Here is a 16,584-nt window from a genome sequence, read left to right as displayed (position 1 = left end):
GAAAGTCATATGGATAACTTTTCATTAACAGATCATCGCTCATTTTCAACAATCGAACGACAAATGATCTGGCAAAAGCCTGCAAGTCATCGAACAAGTTCTGTGGAACTAAGGATTGCGGCTGAAATCAAAGAAAACTGGGAAGACCCAGAAATGAAAATCAGTAATATTTTATTAGAAGGTGATGCAGGGTCTGGTAAAACACAATTAGCAAAAGCTCTGTCTGCTGATTTGCAACTTCCTTATACAAAAGTGACTTGTTTTGCAGATATGGACAAATCGGATGTTTTTGGCGCTCTTTTGCCAGTCGTTGATTCCGACGAAGAAGAGGACCAAGCTTTGATCGATGCCATCAACCAAACGGATACGCTAAATGCTGTTTTAAAAGTTATCAAGGATCACTATAAAGTGAACGACGAACTAGCAAAACAAAAGTTAGCTGACTTTGTGCAACGTATCGATGAGCAAAAGTCAGAAACAGTCCGCTACAAATACTACCCTTCTGAAATCGTACGTGCGATCGAAAAAGGGTATTTATTAGAGATCCAAGAACCAACAGTGATCAGAGATGCCTCTGTCCTAGTGGCCTTGAACTCTGCACTAGAGCCTAACGGGCTATTGAATCTACCGACAGGAGTCGTGCCTCGCCATGCTGATTGCGTGATCATCATTACCACAAATCGCAACTATCAAGGAAATCGTCCGCTGAATGAATCTTTGCGTGACCGGATGCAACATGCTGAAAAAATGGATCTGCCCACTCTTGAAGTAATGGTTGAACGTGCAATAGGAAAAACGAATATCCAAGAACCAGAACTGTTAGCTAAAATGGCTGAAATCATCCGACTTCTAGATGAAACTGCTAAGGCAAATGCCATCAAGGGTGTTGCCGGCATGCGTTCCTATTTCTATTGGGCAAATACCTGGAAACAAGGGCAAGATGTATTGGAATCCTTGTATCCCAAAGTACTGTATAAATTAACTACTGATCCAGAAGAATTAAAGATTTTGATACAACGTTTAGAAGACAGTGGTCTTTTAGAAGAGCTGCGCACACTTATTCAGTTACAAAAATGGGGAAAGCCTTCTGAAGTTCAAACATCTGCTCGTGGAAGAGTGTTAACAGCTGAAGAAGCGGACCAAAGGAATGTTGACCAATTAGAAGAAACTTTTTCCCTTTCTGAAAGTGAAAAGAAAATTGAGACAGAAAATGAAGCTACTGAAAAAGCGCTAGAAAAAGAGCCCACAGAACTGCAAGAGGTAACTTTGCCCGTTTCGCAGGAAGAACGCGTCGAGGACGTAGAAGGGAAAAGTCAAGACGACCAAGATCAGGCAGAAGATATTTCCAACAAGATGTCTGCATCCGATATGGAAGCTCATGACAAAGAAATCAAGCGTGAACTAAACAAAGAAGCTCGTCAAGCAATGAAAGGAACCATTCACGAAAAAGAAGGGTTGATCATTCATCGACCAACATTTACGCCAAATGATCCAGAGGCACGTAAATTAAGGAAACAAGTGTTGCCAGTGGTCGACTCTTTAAGCAGACAGATTCTCGATTTACTTGAAAATGACGAATCAGCGACCTATCAAAAGAGTAAATATGAAGGGCAGCGTTTCGATGCCAGTCGTGTGGCATATGGTGATCTTCGAAATTTCGATAAGAAAAATCCTCCACACGAACAGCCTTCATTGGCAGTTGCCATCAGGGTCGATGAATCTGGCTCGATGATCCGTGATGATCGGATCGAAGCCGCAAAAAAAGCAACGATCGCAGTCGCAGAATTTGCACAGCGCGTAAATATCCCGTTGATGATCTATGGGGATACCGCTGACGTATCTGCAAGAGGGAAAACATCCTTATTTTCTTACAAAGAATTCTCAGATGACTTTAGTTGGTTAACAGATAAGTTAGTAACGATGAAAGCACGACAAAATAACCGTGATGGCGCCACATTGAGGATTGTTGCAACTAAGCTTAGTCAGCAAGCTACCACGACAAAATTGATGCTAGTGATCAGTGATGGACAACCTAAAGCTTTACCTGATTATACAGGGAAGAAAGCAAAACAGGATATCCAAGAAGTCTTATCAGAGTTTGAGCGCCAAGGCGTGGTCTTTGTTTCTGCAGCAATCGGACAAGACAAAGAAGAAATAAAAGAAATCTATGGTGAAAATCGTTTCCTTGATATCACCGACTTGAATGAGTTTCCGAAACAATTGATCCAATTAATCTCACGTTATCTATGAAATGCCGTAAGAATGATCGGTTAGGGTTGAGAAATTGGAGAGAAAAACGAGGCCTAGACAAAAGTCGGTCAGGTTTGAGAAATCAGAGAAAAAAACGAACAATACACTTTTTGTATTGCTCGTTTTTTTTTGAAATTTCCGAAGAACTTAACTTTTGGACGCCGTTTATCTGAGAGTCTATAGCAAAACTGATTTTTAGATCTGTCCCACATTCATTTCCAGAACTTTTTTGCCGACATTTTTTAATTTGTTCCTTTATCTGCAACTATTTGAATGGAATCAAAAAAAGACCTGCTATAATAAATGCTTTTTCCGAAACGTACTTGGAGACATTTTGAAAATCTTCTTAAAGTATTTGGACAGATAGTATCCATGTTTAAAACCCGTTAGTTCTGCAATCTCTTCCATAGGTAAATTGGTTGAGATGAGGAGATTTTGTACATTTTTTAAGCGTACCTTCAGCAAATATTCTTTTGGTGAATAGCCTGTTTCTTTTTTGAATAAACGAGAAAGATAAGACGCATTGAAAGAATATTTTTCACTGAGTTGTTGGATCGAAAAATCCTCTTGATAATGATTATCGAGATAATGCAATAAGTCGATAATACATGAATTATGGATTTGCAGTGGAGGAATCGACTGATTCGGTTTTTGATAAGAAATACTGCTGAATAGAAGTATGTCCATAATGCTATGGGTTCGTATAAAAAAACTGAATCCAGACAGATCATAGACATATTGTTTTAGAAACATTTGATCCATGGCTAAACGTTCTTTCGTCAATCGGTGCATTCCAGCTGATAAATTCAAATAGGATTGGTTAGGGACAACATCCAGACGGAAAAAATGAAAGGAAAGAGGGGCAAGAACTTTTCTTTCAAAAACAGTATGAGGTGGACAGATCAATACACACGGACTCTTAGCAATCCCAGAAAACTCGCCGATCTTATAGTAGCACTCTCCTTCAACCAATAAATACAATACCCAAAAACTATCTTGGTCTTCTGCCAATAAAAATGCGGCGTTCTAGGTGGTAATTCCAGTAGTGAGATTCGTGTCTGGGTGTGTGGCGCCACAAAACATGGTGTAAATCGATACGCACGCGAGACAGGGATCATGGGTGAATTATTTTTAGAAAATCAGTTTAGAAATCCACAGGGGAATGTTTTTCAGTGGGATCTATTACTGCTTGAAAAAGTCAAAGAAGAGCAAAATATCCAACTTTATTTAAATACGGAAGTCACTGATGTTACAGTAGAAGGACACACGATCACATCTGTGATTGCTCGAACACAAGGAGCAGAAAATACCTATCAGTTTTTAGGAGAGTACTTCATTGATTGTACAGGTGATGGAATAGTTGGAGAGGGTGCAAAAGCAGAATTCCATATGGGAAGAGAAAGTCGAGAAATGTATGATGAATCTCTTGCACCTGAAGTTGCAGATGATCGAATGTTAGGAAGCACATTGCTTTTTTATACAACAGATACTGGAGAAAAGACCAAATTTATTGCACCATCATTTGCAAAAAAAATCACAAATACTACCATCATAAAAAATCGAACATTGAATCCAACTGATAATGGTTGTGCCTATTGGTGGATCGAATGGGGTGGGGAGCTGGATACGATCCACGATAATGAAAAGATCAGAGATGAACTGTTATCAGTAGTGTATGGTATTTGGGATCATATCAAAAACTCAGGAGAATATGAAGCTGATACATTAGATTTAGAATGGGTAGGGACTCTTCCTGGAAAACGCGAGTCACGTCGATTTATTGGCGATTACGTGCTTACTCAAAAAGATATCGAGGATCAAACATTTTTTGAAGATCGCATTGCATTTGGTGGTTGGTCAATCGATCTACATCCCTCAACAGGAATGTACACAGATGCAGCCGGTGCTCGTCATGTTGTAGCAGATGGGATCTATCATTTACCTTACCGAATGCTATACTCAAAAAATATCGAAAATCTCTATTTCGCTGGCCGTAATGTCTCAGCTAGTCATGTAGCTTTTGGAACGATCCGAGTAATGGCTACTTGTGCAATCCTAGGCGAAGCAGCGGGAACAGCAGCAGCAATGGCTAGTGAATTGCATTGCTCACCTAGAGATATCTATACGTCATATCTCAATGAGTATCAGCAAAGAATGTTGAAAAATGATGCTTCAGTTATTGGACTGAAAAATAATGACTCCAAAGATTTAGCACGCACTGCTCAGATTAGTGCCACAAGCTCTTTACAAACGATCAATACGGAGGCTGAACAGCTGCAAGAATTTCCACTGACAAAAAGTGTCGGCTTCCAATTTTATCTAGAAAATCACCCGAAAACAGTGAATCTGTTATTAAAAGCAGAAGCAGAGACAGAATTAGAAATTGAATTTTACACGACTGGTAGGAAAGAAAATTACATTCCAAAGAAAAAAGTAGGGACACAAACGGTTCAACTGTCAGCAAAAGGACGTGCGTGGTATCCTGTTGTTTTACCGACACTTGCAGAACCAGAGAACTTATTTGTAATATTAAAGAAAAATCAACATGTAGTAACGTATCTTAGCGAAACAGTTATCCCAGGAGTGTTAAGCTTCATTGAAGACCCAATCCAAGAATTACGTCGACCAGAGTTACATGATTATGTGCGCGAATCACCTATCCTTTATTGGACAAATCAAAAAATCAATCGTAAAAATGTGGTATTCAATGTTCCCACTACGAGTTATTCAGAAGAACAGATCACAAACGGGTATAAACGTCCATTTGGTTCGCCAAATGTATGGGTATCTAAGCTTGATTCAAAAGAAACAGAAGTCCTTTGTTTTAATTGGGAGACACCGCAGACGATTTCAGAAGTTTCATTGACTTTAAATGATGACGTCAATGAAGACCTCGTGAATCTTCATCATCACCGAACTGCTTTTGACATTATTCCCGAATTGATCAAAGATTATGAAATTTGACTTGCAAAAGAAGAGGAGAATCGTAGCAGACAAAAGAATCATCTATTCCGAAAAGTGCAAACAAACCAATTAGAACTACATTTACATCAAACAAATGGTAGCAATTTCAAGTCATTATATGAAGTCCGAATCTATGGAGGAGAATAACATGAATACACTACAAAATGTTGAAAAACCAAAAAATAAGTTTAAAATACGTTATGTGATTCTAGCTTTAGTTTTTGTTAACATCGTCATCAATTATATGGATCGTACGAATGTATCAATTGCAATGCCCGAATTGGCAAAAGAAATTGGCTTATCAACAGTCCAACAAGGATTGATTTTTTCAGCATTTGGCTGGATTTATGCAGCGATGCAAGTGCCAGGTGGAATCTTACTAGATAAGTTTGGGTCGCGAATCATGTATTTCATTAGTTTATTTGGTTGGTCACTAATGACACTATTTCAAGCAAGTATCCATAATTTTGGCCATTTTTTAGGATTACGTTTAGGAGTAGGTTTCTTTGAATCTCCAGTTATGCCTGCAAATAATCGTGCAATTTCCTATTGGTTCCCCGAAAATGAAAGAGGAACAGCAATCGGCATTTATTCTTCTGCACAGTTTTTAGGTTTAGCATTTTCCATGCCAATCTTATATGCGATCCATAGCTCCATCGGCTGGCGAGGCTTATTCATTGTCACAGGAGTGATCGGGATTATTTGGGCATTTGTTTGGTATGTTTTGTATTCTGATCCGAAAAAGAATAAATGGGGGAGCCAACAAGAATTGGCTTATATCAAAGCTGGTGGGGCAGTTTTTGAAGAAGTCAGCGATACAGCTCCCAAGGCTAGCTTAACAAAAGAAAATTTGAAAAAATTATTTACAAAAAAACTGATTGGTATTTACATTGGTCAATTTGCCATTAGCGGAACATTCTGGTTCTTCTTAACATGGTTTCCATCCTATTTGACTGAAGAAAAAGGTATTTCCTTGAACAAAACTGGCTTTTTATCAAGTATTCCTTATCTAGATGCCTTTGTCGGAGTTATATTAGCTGGTTATGTATCGGATAAATTAAGTAAGCGTGGTTTTTCTAAAAGTATGTCACGCAAAATACCTGTCATCGCAGGGTTACTATTGACTCTATTGATCATGGGAGCAAATTACACATCAAATCCATATCTGATCATCACTTTTATGTCCGTTGCCTTTTTCGGAAATGGACTTGCAACAATCACCTGGGTGTTTGTTACTATTTTGGCTCCTAGTAATTTGCTTGGTCTTGCTGGCGGTATCTTCAATCTATGTGGTGCTCTTTCTTCCATTGTTATTCCGATCGTCATTGGTTACCTTGTAGCAAATGGAAATTTTTCTTCCGCACTTGTTTTCATAGCTGCTATTGCGTTAGTCGGTGCATGCTCGTACATCTTCGTAGTGGGTAAATTGGAAACAGAGGAATAATCAAAAGGTAGGTAGCTTAAAAAATACTCTGATAAATCGTGGGCCATTGACTCTATCTGAACTGGCTTCCTTCTATATGTTAACGGTAACAGACACACAATTGGTGCAACTTCCTTTATAATGAAAGAAAGAAACAGGAAGGAAGGTCTGTAAGATGACATACGCAAAAACATGGTGGAAGGAAGCTGTCGGCTACCAAATTTATCCTGCGAGTTTCATGGATAGCAATGGGGATGGAATAGGAGATCTAAATGGGATCCGTGAAAAAATTCCTTATTTAAAAGATCTTGGCATCGGTTTTATTTGGATCAATCCTATTTATCCTTCACCATTTGTTGATAACGGTTACGATATCAGTGATTACCAAGAGATTCTTGGTAAATTCGGGACCATGGAAGACTTTGATCTATTGTTAGCAGAAGCCCATCAAGCAGGTATCAAGATTATCATGGATCTGGTTATCAATCACAGCTCCGACCAGCATGAATGGTTTATTGAAGCAAAAAAATCAAAAGAAAATCCCTATCACGACTATTATATTTGGGTCGATGGCATACCTGAGGAAAAACCGAACGAATGGCAATCGATTTTTGGTGGCTCCGTTTGGGAATATGAGCCGGAAATCCAACAATACTATCTGCATATTTTCGCAAAAGAACAACCAGATTTGAACTGGGAAAGTACACAGTTGAAAAATGAATTATTCACGATGATCCGCTGGTGGTTAGATAAAGGTATCGATGGCTTTCGTTTAGATGCGATTTCCCATGTCAAAAAAGATAAATATTCCGTTAAAGCCACCGAAAATCCTTTCTCACCTTTTCAAAATGTCTCAGGTATCGAAGAACATTTGAATGAACTAAAAGATGTATTTGACGAGTATGACATCCTGACTGTTGGCGAAGCCAGTGGGGTGACGGCAGAAGAAGGACCAAAGTGGGTAGGACCTGATGGCTATTTTGATATGATTTTTGAATTTGACCATATCTCGATATGGAAACATGAAAAAGAAGGCGAACTTGATGTTTTGCAGTTGAAAAAAGCCCTGAGTGCCTGGCAGACTTCATTAGATGGCAAAGGCTGGAATGCCTTGTACATGGAAAACCACGATGTTCCTCGTTCGGTTTCTGTTTTTGGCGATACAAGCGAAGAATTTTGGGCGCTTTCTTCCAAAGCAATTGCAATGATGTATTTCTTTTTACAAGGCACGCCTTTTATTTACCAAGGACAAGAAATCGGCATGACCAATGTACCTTTTACATCAATTGAGGAAATCGATGCAGTCGATTCCAAACGTCTATTCAGACAATTGATTCAAGAAGGAAAATCAGAGGCAGAAGCGCTGGACATCGTTGCAGACACGACCCGAGACAACGGTAGAACACCAATGCAATGGTCAGCAGAAGACTTTTCCGGATTTTCGAGCAATCAGCCATGGCTAATGGTCAACCCAAATTATCCTGTATTGAATGTGGAAGATCAGGAAGAAGATCCCGCATCGATCTTGCAATTTTATAAGAAAATAATTCGAATCCGTCGTGCCCATATGGGTTTGATCTATGGTTCTTTCATCGAACATCTTGCAGAGCATTCACAGGTATATAGTTACGAAAGAGTCTTAGAACAAGATCGTTACTTAGTGATCGTCAACTTAACGAATGATCCTGCAGAATATATATTCACTGAAGAAGTGAGCCAACACGTTTGGCAATTGTTGCTTACCAACACAAATCAGCAAGATCGATTATTCAAGAGTTCGGGTACATTAGAACCTTATGAAGCATGCTTATATAAGAAATTGTAAAAAATACAAAATTTACCAAATAACCCAACTAAACACCAGAATTAGTAAGAGTTTCCTTACTAGTTCTGGTGTTTGTTTTAGGCTAGTTTCTTTTCACAAACAAGATGATGGTTTTGTCAGCTATTTTTACAAAGCGTTGTTTCTCCCACCTCTTGCGACCTGTCAGGTTATCAACCAGCACTCCTAAACGCAATGTTTTCACTCCTTGTTGTCGGCAGTAATGCTCCAGTTGCTGATAAAAGATTTGACCATTCCCTTGTTGGCGATAAGGCAGATCAATCACCAACAAACCTAAAAAGGTAGTTTTATTTTTAGGATAATCATGCAGTAAGTCTACCACCCCCATCAGTTGGTCAGCTTGGTAGATACCAAATACTTCTTTTTGTGTTAGTTGAGTATGTGTTGGTATCGATAAGAAAAACTCTTGTTCGATTTCCTCATCACTAGGAGAATACGTTTGATACTTAGTGAAGTAATCTTTATTTGCAAATAGAAAATCCCGAAATTCCGTTTGATCCTGTGGCCAATCTAATTTTCGCCACTTCATGCTGTCACCACCCAATAAGTTTTCCCATCTTTCGTCCGTTGCATAAAACCGTATTCGATCAAATTAGCGGCGAAGAGTGACAAAATCAGCAATAAACCGTTTCAGAATCTCATTGACTGCTTTTTCTGAATAGTTTTTAGCAGGTTCAAATTGCTTTGCGATTTCTCCTAGAACGATGATCTTGCGTTTTTCCTTACTAGGAAATTGGCGGAGACGGCCATCCTCAGTAAAGTAATTGGCGATGATGATTGTTTTTTCTTCGCTAACAGTGATCTGATAGCGTTCATCTACCATTTTTGCACCGATATGTGGTGGCAAGTAGACCTCACTTTCCAATAAATTCATCATACTAAAAAAACTATGCTACTAAACAACCTACAATGAATCATATCTTATAGTTCTGTATTCTATGTATCCAAAACCCCCAGTAGAAGATCAACTCCTACTGGGGGTCAGCTTTTTATTCATAAACGGCACGAGGACCGCCAATAAATTTTGGACGTGAGCGCAAGGCCGTTACATGAGCAGCACCAAGCGTATTGTTTCTAGGGCGAACAGGTACTTGAACATGTTTGACATGCATCCCGATGGCTGTATCGCCAATATCAATACCAGCTTGAGCAACAACATGTTCAACTTCCACAGGGTTTGAAAACTGTTCAAATGCTGCGACAGAGCAGGCGCCACCTGCATGGAGAGCTGGTTTGACAGACACGATCTCAAATTGTTTGTTTTCGGCTACTGCTCGTTCAACAACTAATGCTCGATTCAAATGTTCGCACCCTTGGACAGCTAGTGAAATATTTAAAGGATCAAGTATTTCTTTGAGTGTCTGGATGATCCATTGCCCAACTTCAGCGCTCGAATTTTTACCGATATGACCACCAACAACCTCACTCGTGCTGCAACCTAATACGAAAAGATCACCGGCTTTTAAATTTGCTTCGGTCAGAACATCGTTGACCATTTCTGTTAATTGTTTTTTTAACTGAGTTTCTGTCAGTTCCATAATTACCATTCCTTTTTATATACACCCATTTTTTATTTGCTGATTTTTTTATTTAATTGTAGACGTTGGATCGCTGAAGTCAATGGGATCGCTAAGCCAATTCCTACAATGTTTTGAATCATGTTTCCTGGGATAGAAGCTACGCCAGAAGGCCATCCATACAAAAACCACCCAGCAAACAAATAACCAATAACCATGACGACCGTACCCAAGACTAGGCCAATGAGCCAGCTTGTTGTTGATTTTTTAGCAAAATAGCCGCTTATCAATCCTTGAAGACCATGGATCACAAAAGAAAAAATAGCCCACTGAGGATAACCTGAGATCAAGTCGATCAAGAGTCCACTGGCTGCACCCACAGTCAGACCGCCGAGCGGACCGAATAGTGAAGCAGTCGTATAGATTCCCGCTTCACAAAGAGTGACAAATCCGTTTGTTGCTGGTACTGGAATCAATACTGTCAGTGAAAGTGCCACAGTTAAAGCAATCATCAAAGCATAAATCGTTATGTGTTTAGTAGTCAATCCAATCATCCTCCTTCATTTCGCCACCTGACCAGACACTTCCTGTGCCATCTTCCATCATGACGCCATTTATAATGCATTGGTACACGTATTTTTTACTATTAGCGACTGACTCAGAAAGGGAGGTGCCATTCGCAAGATTAGCTGTTATAGCAGAAGAGAAGGTACAGCCAGCACCGTTAACAGTTACTGAAGGTCTTTTTTTCAAGTGGAAGCTTTCGAATCCCGCTTCACTATATAATACATCAACTGCATCTTCACCAAATACACCAGCGCCTCCTTTGACTATCACCGATCGACTGCCAAATGAATATATTTCTCTGGCCATTTTTCGTATTTCCTCTAATTGGAACGAATCGTTTTTACCGGTAAGCAAGGCAGCCTCTTTTAGATTTGGCGTAACAACATCCGCCAATGGGAATAAGTGATCGACTAAATGTTTACTATACGTATCTTGAGCTAGATCATCTGTTTCCTTGAAAGCCAAAACCGGATCAAGAACGATGGGGATATATGACTGTTTCTTTACAAATTCTGTCACAACATCGATTGCTGCCATAGTATTTAGGAGACCGATTTTTATTCCATCCAGGTTGACCATACGATTGATTGAAACAAGTTGTTGCTCCAGCCATTCAGGCGAAACATTTTGTAAAATAAAATCACCATCGTTATTTAACATCCCTACGCATGTAAGTGCGCTCATTCCGAACTGATGATAGTTCTCAAACGTTTTTAGGTCAGATTGGATTCCGCCACCCGCAAAGGGATCCGATCCGCCAATCGTCAATATTTTTTTCATTCGTTTCCCTCCACTTCACAAGGGTCAGTATACCTAAATTGGAAGCAGAAGAAAACAGCCAATTGGAGGATATTCAAGTCAGCCAATTTAAAATACATGATTTTCTAAGAAGTGATAGATTTCTCTTAATACCTCAACCTCATATCAACTAGTGAAAGAGGGGAATATTTTTTTCGAAAATAGAAGAAAAAAGTTTCAGTCCTATTTCAAACATCAACTATACTTTATGTAACAAAATATGCTGATTCCAAGGGTGAGAAAAAGAATTTAATGAATAAGCACATTCACTTTTCGCTGATACAGTATAAAGAATTGTACCCTTAACAAAATAAATAGAAAAGCGAGGGATTTATTTATGGTATTTCATAAAAATTATGAGAAGAACGTAGTATATTACAATTAAAAGGCATCCATATAAAGGTCTCACAAAATTCAAATGATATCCTAGAAAAAAATAAAGACTCGCTAGAACCAAAAATAAGTCAAATCAATACATACAGGGATGAGACAGTGATGCTTTACCGCAAAAAAAAGAACTCGAAATAATGCTAGAAACTTTTTCTTACGACAAAGGCTCTGAAGAATACAACATCAAAAAAACTGAAAAGACGCAAGTAGAAAAGAGATTGAAAACTCTCTGTGGAACAATCAGCCCATTTACAGACAAAGAAAAACAAATGATGTACTTCCGCTCAAAAGAAGAACAGAACAAATCATCTCATGTCCTTTTAGAGCCAAATTTCTCCGCTACTAATACGAAGCTCCTCAAAGATAGGATGGGGCCAAGCGAAAGAGAAGCGAAAAACGTTTCTGAGAGTAAAGATATAGGCAGAAGAAGGACAGAACCAGAAGCAATTATTACCCATATATGATATGCCTAATAGTTAAAACATGCTATTACAGTGTAGAAATCTCGGACTAGTCTCGATTAACTAGATGAAAAAGAGAAGAGTCATTTCGAAAAACAGAAAAAAGCGCTGAGATTATAATCCTCAACAAATCAAATCGAAAAGGAGGGATTTTCTTATGGCATCTATCCCATATTCTAATGATAGCTTAGTGCGGTATACCACACTAAAAGCCGTGGAAAGAGAGTATCAAAATTTCAAAGAAAAAACGCAAGAAATAAAACCACAGCTCACACGAAAGGCCTATCGAAAGCTGAAAGCCCGATCATCAACAGAAGAGCTGACAGAACTAGTAGAAAAACTTCAAACAAAGTCGGACATTCAACTTGATTCATATGTAGCGGGTATAGATAGACAGAATATCTCAAACGAAATAAAACGTATGGATGATGAGTTGAAAAAAATCAGAAAGGTCTATTTGGAGCTGACAGCAATCGAGGCTAAATTCTCAGGTTATCCTTTTAAAGAAAAATACGTAAAAAAATCTGTCGAAGTGAAGGAGATTATCGGATAAAAGCAGAAAAAAGAAGAGGAGCTAAGAGCACTTTGTGGAACCAGTCGCCCATTTACTAAAACCGGACGAACAAAATTGAATTCAACCGCCAAAAAATCTAAAGAAGATCATTCGGTTAGAAATAGTGATATTGAACCAAAACCGGTGACATTGATCCCCAGAAATGACACTTGGGTGCATTACCAAGAAAAACATTATAAAAAAGAAATAGACACTTACTCTAGATATATAAAAAATCACAAATTCACAAAAATAACCGATGAAACACTTCAAGATAATCTATTGGTTGCATGTATCAATAATGAAAATCCTAAACTTGTTCCACTCGAAAAATACCTTGCTCTATTGGCTCGTACCTATCAAAGTCTTTATGATGACTGTTTGAACATCGATAAGGAACTACTGTCAGTTCCAGAAGTACGATCAAAAATCCAGAAGCACATTATCAACTATTTTAATGACAATATGAAGTCACATCCAACTTACGATAAAGATTCCACCAGATGGAAGTGGTTCAGGAGACCTAATACTCATCACCAGCTTTATTTTAATGATATGCGCTATATAAATGATCTACTTCGGTTTCTGCTAAACGAAAGAAGGGGATACACAGAGTTGCGAGACTCTACACTTAAATTGCTTCAAAAGAACGAGAAACAAATAAAATCACAAATAGCTGAACTTAAACAAGAATTAACGCCAGTAGCCTATTCAAAATTCAAGAAGAATTTTGAAGGTTTTGACGACTTGATTCAGCAAGTAAAAAAACATCCTTATTTGGACCTCAAACCATTCTTGAAAGATATCCTAGAAAAAAATAAAGACTCGCTAGAACAAAAAATGTGGCAAATCAAGCAATATAAGGACAAAGCAGTCATGCTTTATCGTGAAAAAAAGGAACTTGAAACAGCGTTAAAAATTTTTTCTTATGGGAATGGTGACATGGAATACAATTATAAAAAGATACAAGTGGAAAAGAAACTGAAAGACCTCTGTGGAACAACCAGCCCGTTAACAGAAAAAGGAAAACAAATGATAGCCATTCGCTCATATGAAGAAAATCTACATACCTATAACAATTTAAATTATATCCTTTCAGAATGGAAATCCCCAACTACTGATAGAAGACCCTTAAGAGCCATACTAATGGAGGCAGAACATAGGGATAGAGGGCCGATCGAAAAGCAAGACTCAGGGAAAAAAAGAGTAGAGCCAGAAGAGGATATTACCCATATGTGAGTTTTTCAATAGTTACAAACTATATGTACCAACAAGAAAAGAAGTTATACCTAGAAGCGGATCACTTCTAGCATAACTTCTTTTTTGATCTTTGTTTCTTTTATTGTGCCTTCAAGTCTTTTTCGATTTGTAACCGTTGGACTTTCATTGTCGCTGTCCGAGGAATTTCGTCATAGTCCATGATGATTGGCTTATTTAAACGTGGCAACTCATGTACTTGATTCCACCAACGATCCCAATCCATTGCTTGTTTTGGTGCTAAAGCGATGATAGGTTGTGGTGCATTTTCTTTATCCCGTACAATCACAACTTCTGCTAGAAAGTCTAGGGAATCAAGTAAAAAATCTTCAATGGCTAGATTGCTATTGATCGTATCGATCAAATCAACTTGCCGATCTTTTAAGTACAAATGGCCATTTTCATCCATACTGCCATAATCTCCGCTATCCCACCAAGCACTATAAACATTTTCTTGGAAACGTTGGTCTTCTTTATAGTAGGTCAACGCTCGGCCTTTAGATAAAAGCTGGATATGTCCGTCCGTATTTACAGGGAGAACTTCGCCATTTTCATCTGTGATACGCGCTTTTGTCAACTCCCCTAATCCCACACCCATATCTCTGGCGTTACTTATCTGTAAGCTTTCAAGTGTATGCGCTTTAAGGATCATCGGTCCACATTCGCTTTGGCCATAGACTTGTAAGAATAGAGCATCCTTCGTATCAGAAGTATTCAGGAATGTTTCCATCGTTTGATTATTGATTGCATCAAAAGTAGAGTGGTAGTATCTTATACCAGCAAATGCTTCAGGATGTTCTTTTGCGGTAAAACTCCATTGAACAAAATTGTTTGGATGCGTTTCTAAAGCAATCGGCGGATATTTTTGTAACATCGATACCACATGTTCACCTTGAGGATTCGCCAAAGGCATCATTGGGAATCCCATAGCCATCAAAGAAGAAATCCCGATATTGAAACGAGAATGAACAGGGGAGATGTGAAAAGCCACTAATTTCTTTTCTGCAATTTTAGTGAAGACTGTTTTTTGCCATGTTGTCCGCCAGCCCATTGAATTAGCCGAATGGCAGATCAATTTAGGAATGCCCGTGGTTCCTGAAGTATGGGTCATGTAAGAAATCTCGTCATCAGATAATTGTTTTTGTTCTACTGGCTCAGCAGTTTGTTCCAGTAATTGAGTAACAGAGATTTGTTTTGCTTTTGTTCCATTAGTGATACCCGCGACACGTCCGGCTGTTTCTTCATCGAACAAGATAAAAGGATCTTCTAAACGATCAACAAAGACTTCCATCGTCGCCGTTGGTAAATGGTACGAAGTCATTACAGGTATCGCGCCTAAATAAGCAGAAGCAACAGCAAGTAAATAAGTGTCGAAAGCAGAACTTTTATAGATCATGATCTTATCCCCAAGGCCAACACCAAGAGAAGCCAATTGATATGCACGAGTCAATACGCGAGCACAAGTGTCGTTGTAAGTGCTTTTAAAACCAAGTTCGGGAAAAGCGGAAAGAGGCTGATCAAAGATGATTGCAGCATCAGGTGTTTGATTTGCTGCCTCTTGAAAATTTGAAAAAAGATTTAGTGGTGAATAAACAACAGTCTCCATAGGTCACACTCCATTTTTCTTTAGTATACAAGATGAAAAGCAAATTTGTTATGTGAAAATAATCACTTGCTTTCCAAATACAGCTACAATCTTAGCATAAATACCAAACAAAAAATAGATAACTTTGTGAATTTTTTGTCAGATGTTTGATACTTTACATGTACTCTGATAAATCTTCAGAGCGTGCAAACTTAAAATGTTCAAGATGTTTATTGCAATTGACAAGATTGCAAGGGTATCTTAGGTGGGTGTTAAGAGAGGGAGGATTAAAATATATGTAGCAAAATATAAGCCTAAGAAGGATCAAAAATCGAACTAAAAATAACGTTTGTTTTCTTGAGATAACAGTATATATTCTTAGAATAAGATATATAGTGAAATTGAAAGGGCGCTTTCTTTAAAAAAGTAAGGAGGAAAAAGCGATGAAAAAATTTTTAGTATATTTTTTATTTTGGTAGTTTCTCTTATTGGCATTGGGATTTCCGGAAATATGGTTAAAGCTAGCGCAGTTATCGAACAATCAGGTGAGGTATCAAAGACTAATTAACAGGTGGAGGAATGTACTTCAACTGGAAAGAGGCAATATTACAGTGTGAAATTAGCTATGCAAGTCTATGACATATTTTGTGTAGAATCAGTTTCTTGGACAGCAGGAGGATAGACAATAGAAAAATGATCATTTCTTACTATGCTTTAAATAGAAACAATGATGAAAATCTTTTTGTTTTCCAATCATTACACGAGGATACGATGTTAAAGGAATTTTATAATCGGACAAAAAGTAAACAGATAGAAACGAATCTATATTTTTTAAATGACTCTATCTTGCCTTTTATGAGTACTCCTAAAATTCTTTATTTGTTGCAAACAAAAAATCTAGTCAAGTCCATAATCCTGTGTAAAATACTATACAATGTTTTACCGGTCTCTCATTGATCAAACTTAATATATTTTC

The 16,584-nt window shown here is 38.2% G+C and carries 14 protein-coding genes and 1 pseudogene; 8 read left to right on the top strand and 7 right to left on the bottom strand.

Features of this window, described 5'->3' with window-relative positions; translation table 11 throughout:
* Positions 1–9 precede the first annotated feature (9 nt).
* Positions 10–2,250 carry an AAA family ATPase gene (locus tag DVW83_RS02575; protein WP_104660950.1) on the top strand — a complete coding sequence of 747 codons (2,241 nt, stop codon included), beginning with the start codon at positions 10–12 and terminating at the stop codon, positions 2,248–2,250.
* A 294-nt stretch (positions 2,251–2,544) separates the two neighbouring features.
* Here DVW83_RS02575 and DVW83_RS02570 read toward each other — a convergent pair whose 3' ends face one another.
* The gene (locus DVW83_RS02570) at positions 2,545–3,261 is read right to left on the bottom strand and encodes a helix-turn-helix domain-containing protein (RefSeq protein WP_137238978.1); all 717 of its coding nucleotides are present in this window, start codon (positions 3,259–3,261) and stop codon (positions 2,545–2,547) included.
* A 51-nt stretch (positions 3,262–3,312) separates the two neighbouring features.
* Between DVW83_RS02570 and DVW83_RS02565 the strand changes: the two genes are divergently transcribed.
* From DVW83_RS02565 to DVW83_RS02555, 3 genes are all read left to right on the top strand, one after another.
* Positions 3,313–5,214 (top strand): FAD-dependent oxidoreductase, encoded by a 1,902-nt coding sequence (locus DVW83_RS02565; protein WP_238699334.1) that lies wholly within the window; start codon positions 3,313–3,315, stop codon positions 5,212–5,214.
* 148 nt (positions 5,215–5,362) lie between these two features.
* The gene (locus DVW83_RS02560) at positions 5,363–6,658 is read left to right on the top strand and encodes an MFS transporter (RefSeq protein ID WP_104660948.1); all 1,296 of its coding nucleotides are present in this window, start codon (positions 5,363–5,365) and stop codon (positions 6,656–6,658) included.
* A 154-nt stretch (positions 6,659–6,812) separates the two neighbouring features.
* Positions 6,813–8,462 (top strand): glycoside hydrolase family 13 protein, encoded by a 1,650-nt coding sequence (locus tag DVW83_RS02555; RefSeq protein WP_104660947.1) that lies wholly within the window; start codon positions 6,813–6,815, stop codon positions 8,460–8,462.
* A gap of 82 nt (positions 8,463–8,544) precedes the next feature.
* On the opposite strand, the gene DVW83_RS15295 is transcribed toward DVW83_RS02555, so the two are convergent.
* The 5 genes and pseudogenes from DVW83_RS15295 to DVW83_RS02530 all read right to left on the bottom strand — a co-directional run bounded on the left by DVW83_RS15295 (position 8,545) and on the right by DVW83_RS02530 (position 11,344).
* Positions 8,545–9,009: a GNAT family N-acetyltransferase gene (locus tag DVW83_RS15295; protein WP_104660946.1), complete on the bottom strand. Its 465-nt coding sequence runs from the start codon at positions 9,007–9,009 to the stop codon at positions 8,545–8,547.
* Positions 9,006–9,366 (bottom strand): annotated as a pseudogene (locus tag DVW83_RS02545) (DUF2087 domain-containing protein); the annotation flags it as partial. The pseudogene DVW83_RS02545 and the gene DVW83_RS15295, both read right to left, overlap by 4 nt.
* 103 nt (positions 9,367–9,469) lie before the next feature.
* A complete protein-coding gene (locus DVW83_RS02540; RefSeq protein WP_137238976.1) occupies positions 9,470–10,018 on the bottom strand; it encodes a TIGR01440 family protein in 549 nt (182 codons plus the stop codon).
* A 32-nt stretch (positions 10,019–10,050) separates the two neighbouring features.
* Entirely contained in the window at positions 10,051–10,542 is a 492-nt protein-coding gene (locus DVW83_RS02535) for an ECF transporter S component (protein ID WP_104660955.1), read from the bottom strand.
* Complete coding sequence (locus DVW83_RS02530) at positions 10,532–11,344, bottom strand: hydroxymethylpyrimidine/phosphomethylpyrimidine kinase (RefSeq protein ID WP_104660944.1); 813 nt, start codon at positions 11,342–11,344, stop codon at positions 10,532–10,534. The genes DVW83_RS02535 and DVW83_RS02530 overlap by 11 nt, the downstream gene beginning before the upstream one ends.
* Positions 11,345–11,889: 545 nt before the next feature.
* Here DVW83_RS02530 and DVW83_RS02525 point away from each other — a divergent pair.
* From DVW83_RS02525 to DVW83_RS02520, 3 genes are all read left to right on the top strand, one after another.
* The gene (locus DVW83_RS02525; protein ID WP_137238974.1) at positions 11,890–12,216 is read left to right on the top strand and encodes a hypothetical protein; all 327 of its coding nucleotides are present in this window, start codon (positions 11,890–11,892) and stop codon (positions 12,214–12,216) included.
* 154 nt (positions 12,217–12,370) lie between these two features.
* Entirely contained in the window at positions 12,371–12,766 is a 396-nt protein-coding gene (locus DVW83_RS15350; protein WP_238699332.1) for a hypothetical protein, read from the top strand.
* A 75-nt stretch (positions 12,767–12,841) separates the two neighbouring features.
* Positions 12,842–14,005, top strand: a complete 1,164-nt coding sequence (locus tag DVW83_RS02520) for a hypothetical protein (protein ID WP_238699331.1) — start codon at positions 12,842–12,844, stop codon at positions 14,003–14,005.
* Positions 14,006–14,105: 100 nt separating this feature from the next.
* On the opposite strand, the gene DVW83_RS02515 is transcribed toward DVW83_RS02520, so the two are convergent.
* The gene (locus DVW83_RS02515) at positions 14,106–15,629 is read right to left on the bottom strand and encodes an AMP-binding protein (protein ID WP_137238972.1); all 1,524 of its coding nucleotides are present in this window, start codon (positions 15,627–15,629) and stop codon (positions 14,106–14,108) included.
* Between the two features lie 672 nt (positions 15,630–16,301).
* Between DVW83_RS02515 and DVW83_RS15900 the strand changes: the two genes are divergently transcribed.
* On the top strand, positions 16,302–16,565 hold the full coding sequence (locus DVW83_RS15900) for a hypothetical protein (RefSeq protein WP_137238969.1): 264 nt from the start codon (positions 16,302–16,304) through the stop codon (positions 16,563–16,565).
* Positions 16,566–16,584 lie beyond the last annotated feature (19 nt).

The organism is Enterococcus sp. VV15 (genome assembly GCF_005236045.1).
In the GTDB taxonomy this organism is placed as follows: Bacteria; Bacillota; Bacilli; order Lactobacillales; family Enterococcaceae; genus Enterococcus_B; species Enterococcus_B durans.
Note: the sequence above shows the minus strand (reverse complement) of the source record. Positions and strands in the feature narration are given on the sequence as shown.

Excerpts from the sequence above, each read along its gene's own strand:
- DVW83_RS02530 (WP_104660944.1), bottom strand. The coding sequence starts at position 11,344 with ATGAAAAAAATATTGACGATTGGCGGATCGGATCCCTTTGCGGGTGGC.
- DVW83_RS15295 (WP_104660946.1), bottom strand. The coding sequence starts at position 9,009 with ATGAAGTGGCGAAAATTAGATTGGCCACAGGATCAAACGGAATTTCGG.
- DVW83_RS02540 (WP_137238976.1), bottom strand. The coding sequence starts at position 10,018 with ATGGAACTGACAGAAACTCAGTTAAAAAAACAATTAACAGAAATGGTC.
- DVW83_RS02525 (WP_137238974.1), top strand. The coding sequence starts at position 11,890 with ATGCTAGAAACTTTTTCTTACGACAAAGGCTCTGAAGAATACAACATC.
- DVW83_RS02555 (WP_104660947.1), top strand. The coding sequence starts at position 6,813 with ATGACATACGCAAAAACATGGTGGAAGGAAGCTGTCGGCTACCAAATT.
- DVW83_RS02560 (WP_104660948.1), top strand. The coding sequence starts at position 5,363 with ATGAATACACTACAAAATGTTGAAAAACCAAAAAATAAGTTTAAAATA.
- DVW83_RS15350 (WP_238699332.1), top strand. The coding sequence starts at position 12,371 with ATGGCATCTATCCCATATTCTAATGATAGCTTAGTGCGGTATACCACA.
- DVW83_RS15900 (WP_137238969.1), top strand. The coding sequence starts at position 16,302 with ATGATCATTTCTTACTATGCTTTAAATAGAAACAATGATGAAAATCTT.
- DVW83_RS02575 (WP_104660950.1), top strand. The coding sequence starts at position 10 with ATGGATAACTTTTCATTAACAGATCATCGCTCATTTTCAACAATCGAA.
- DVW83_RS02515 (WP_137238972.1), bottom strand. The coding sequence starts at position 15,629 with ATGGAGACTGTTGTTTATTCACCACTAAATCTTTTTTCAAATTTTCAA.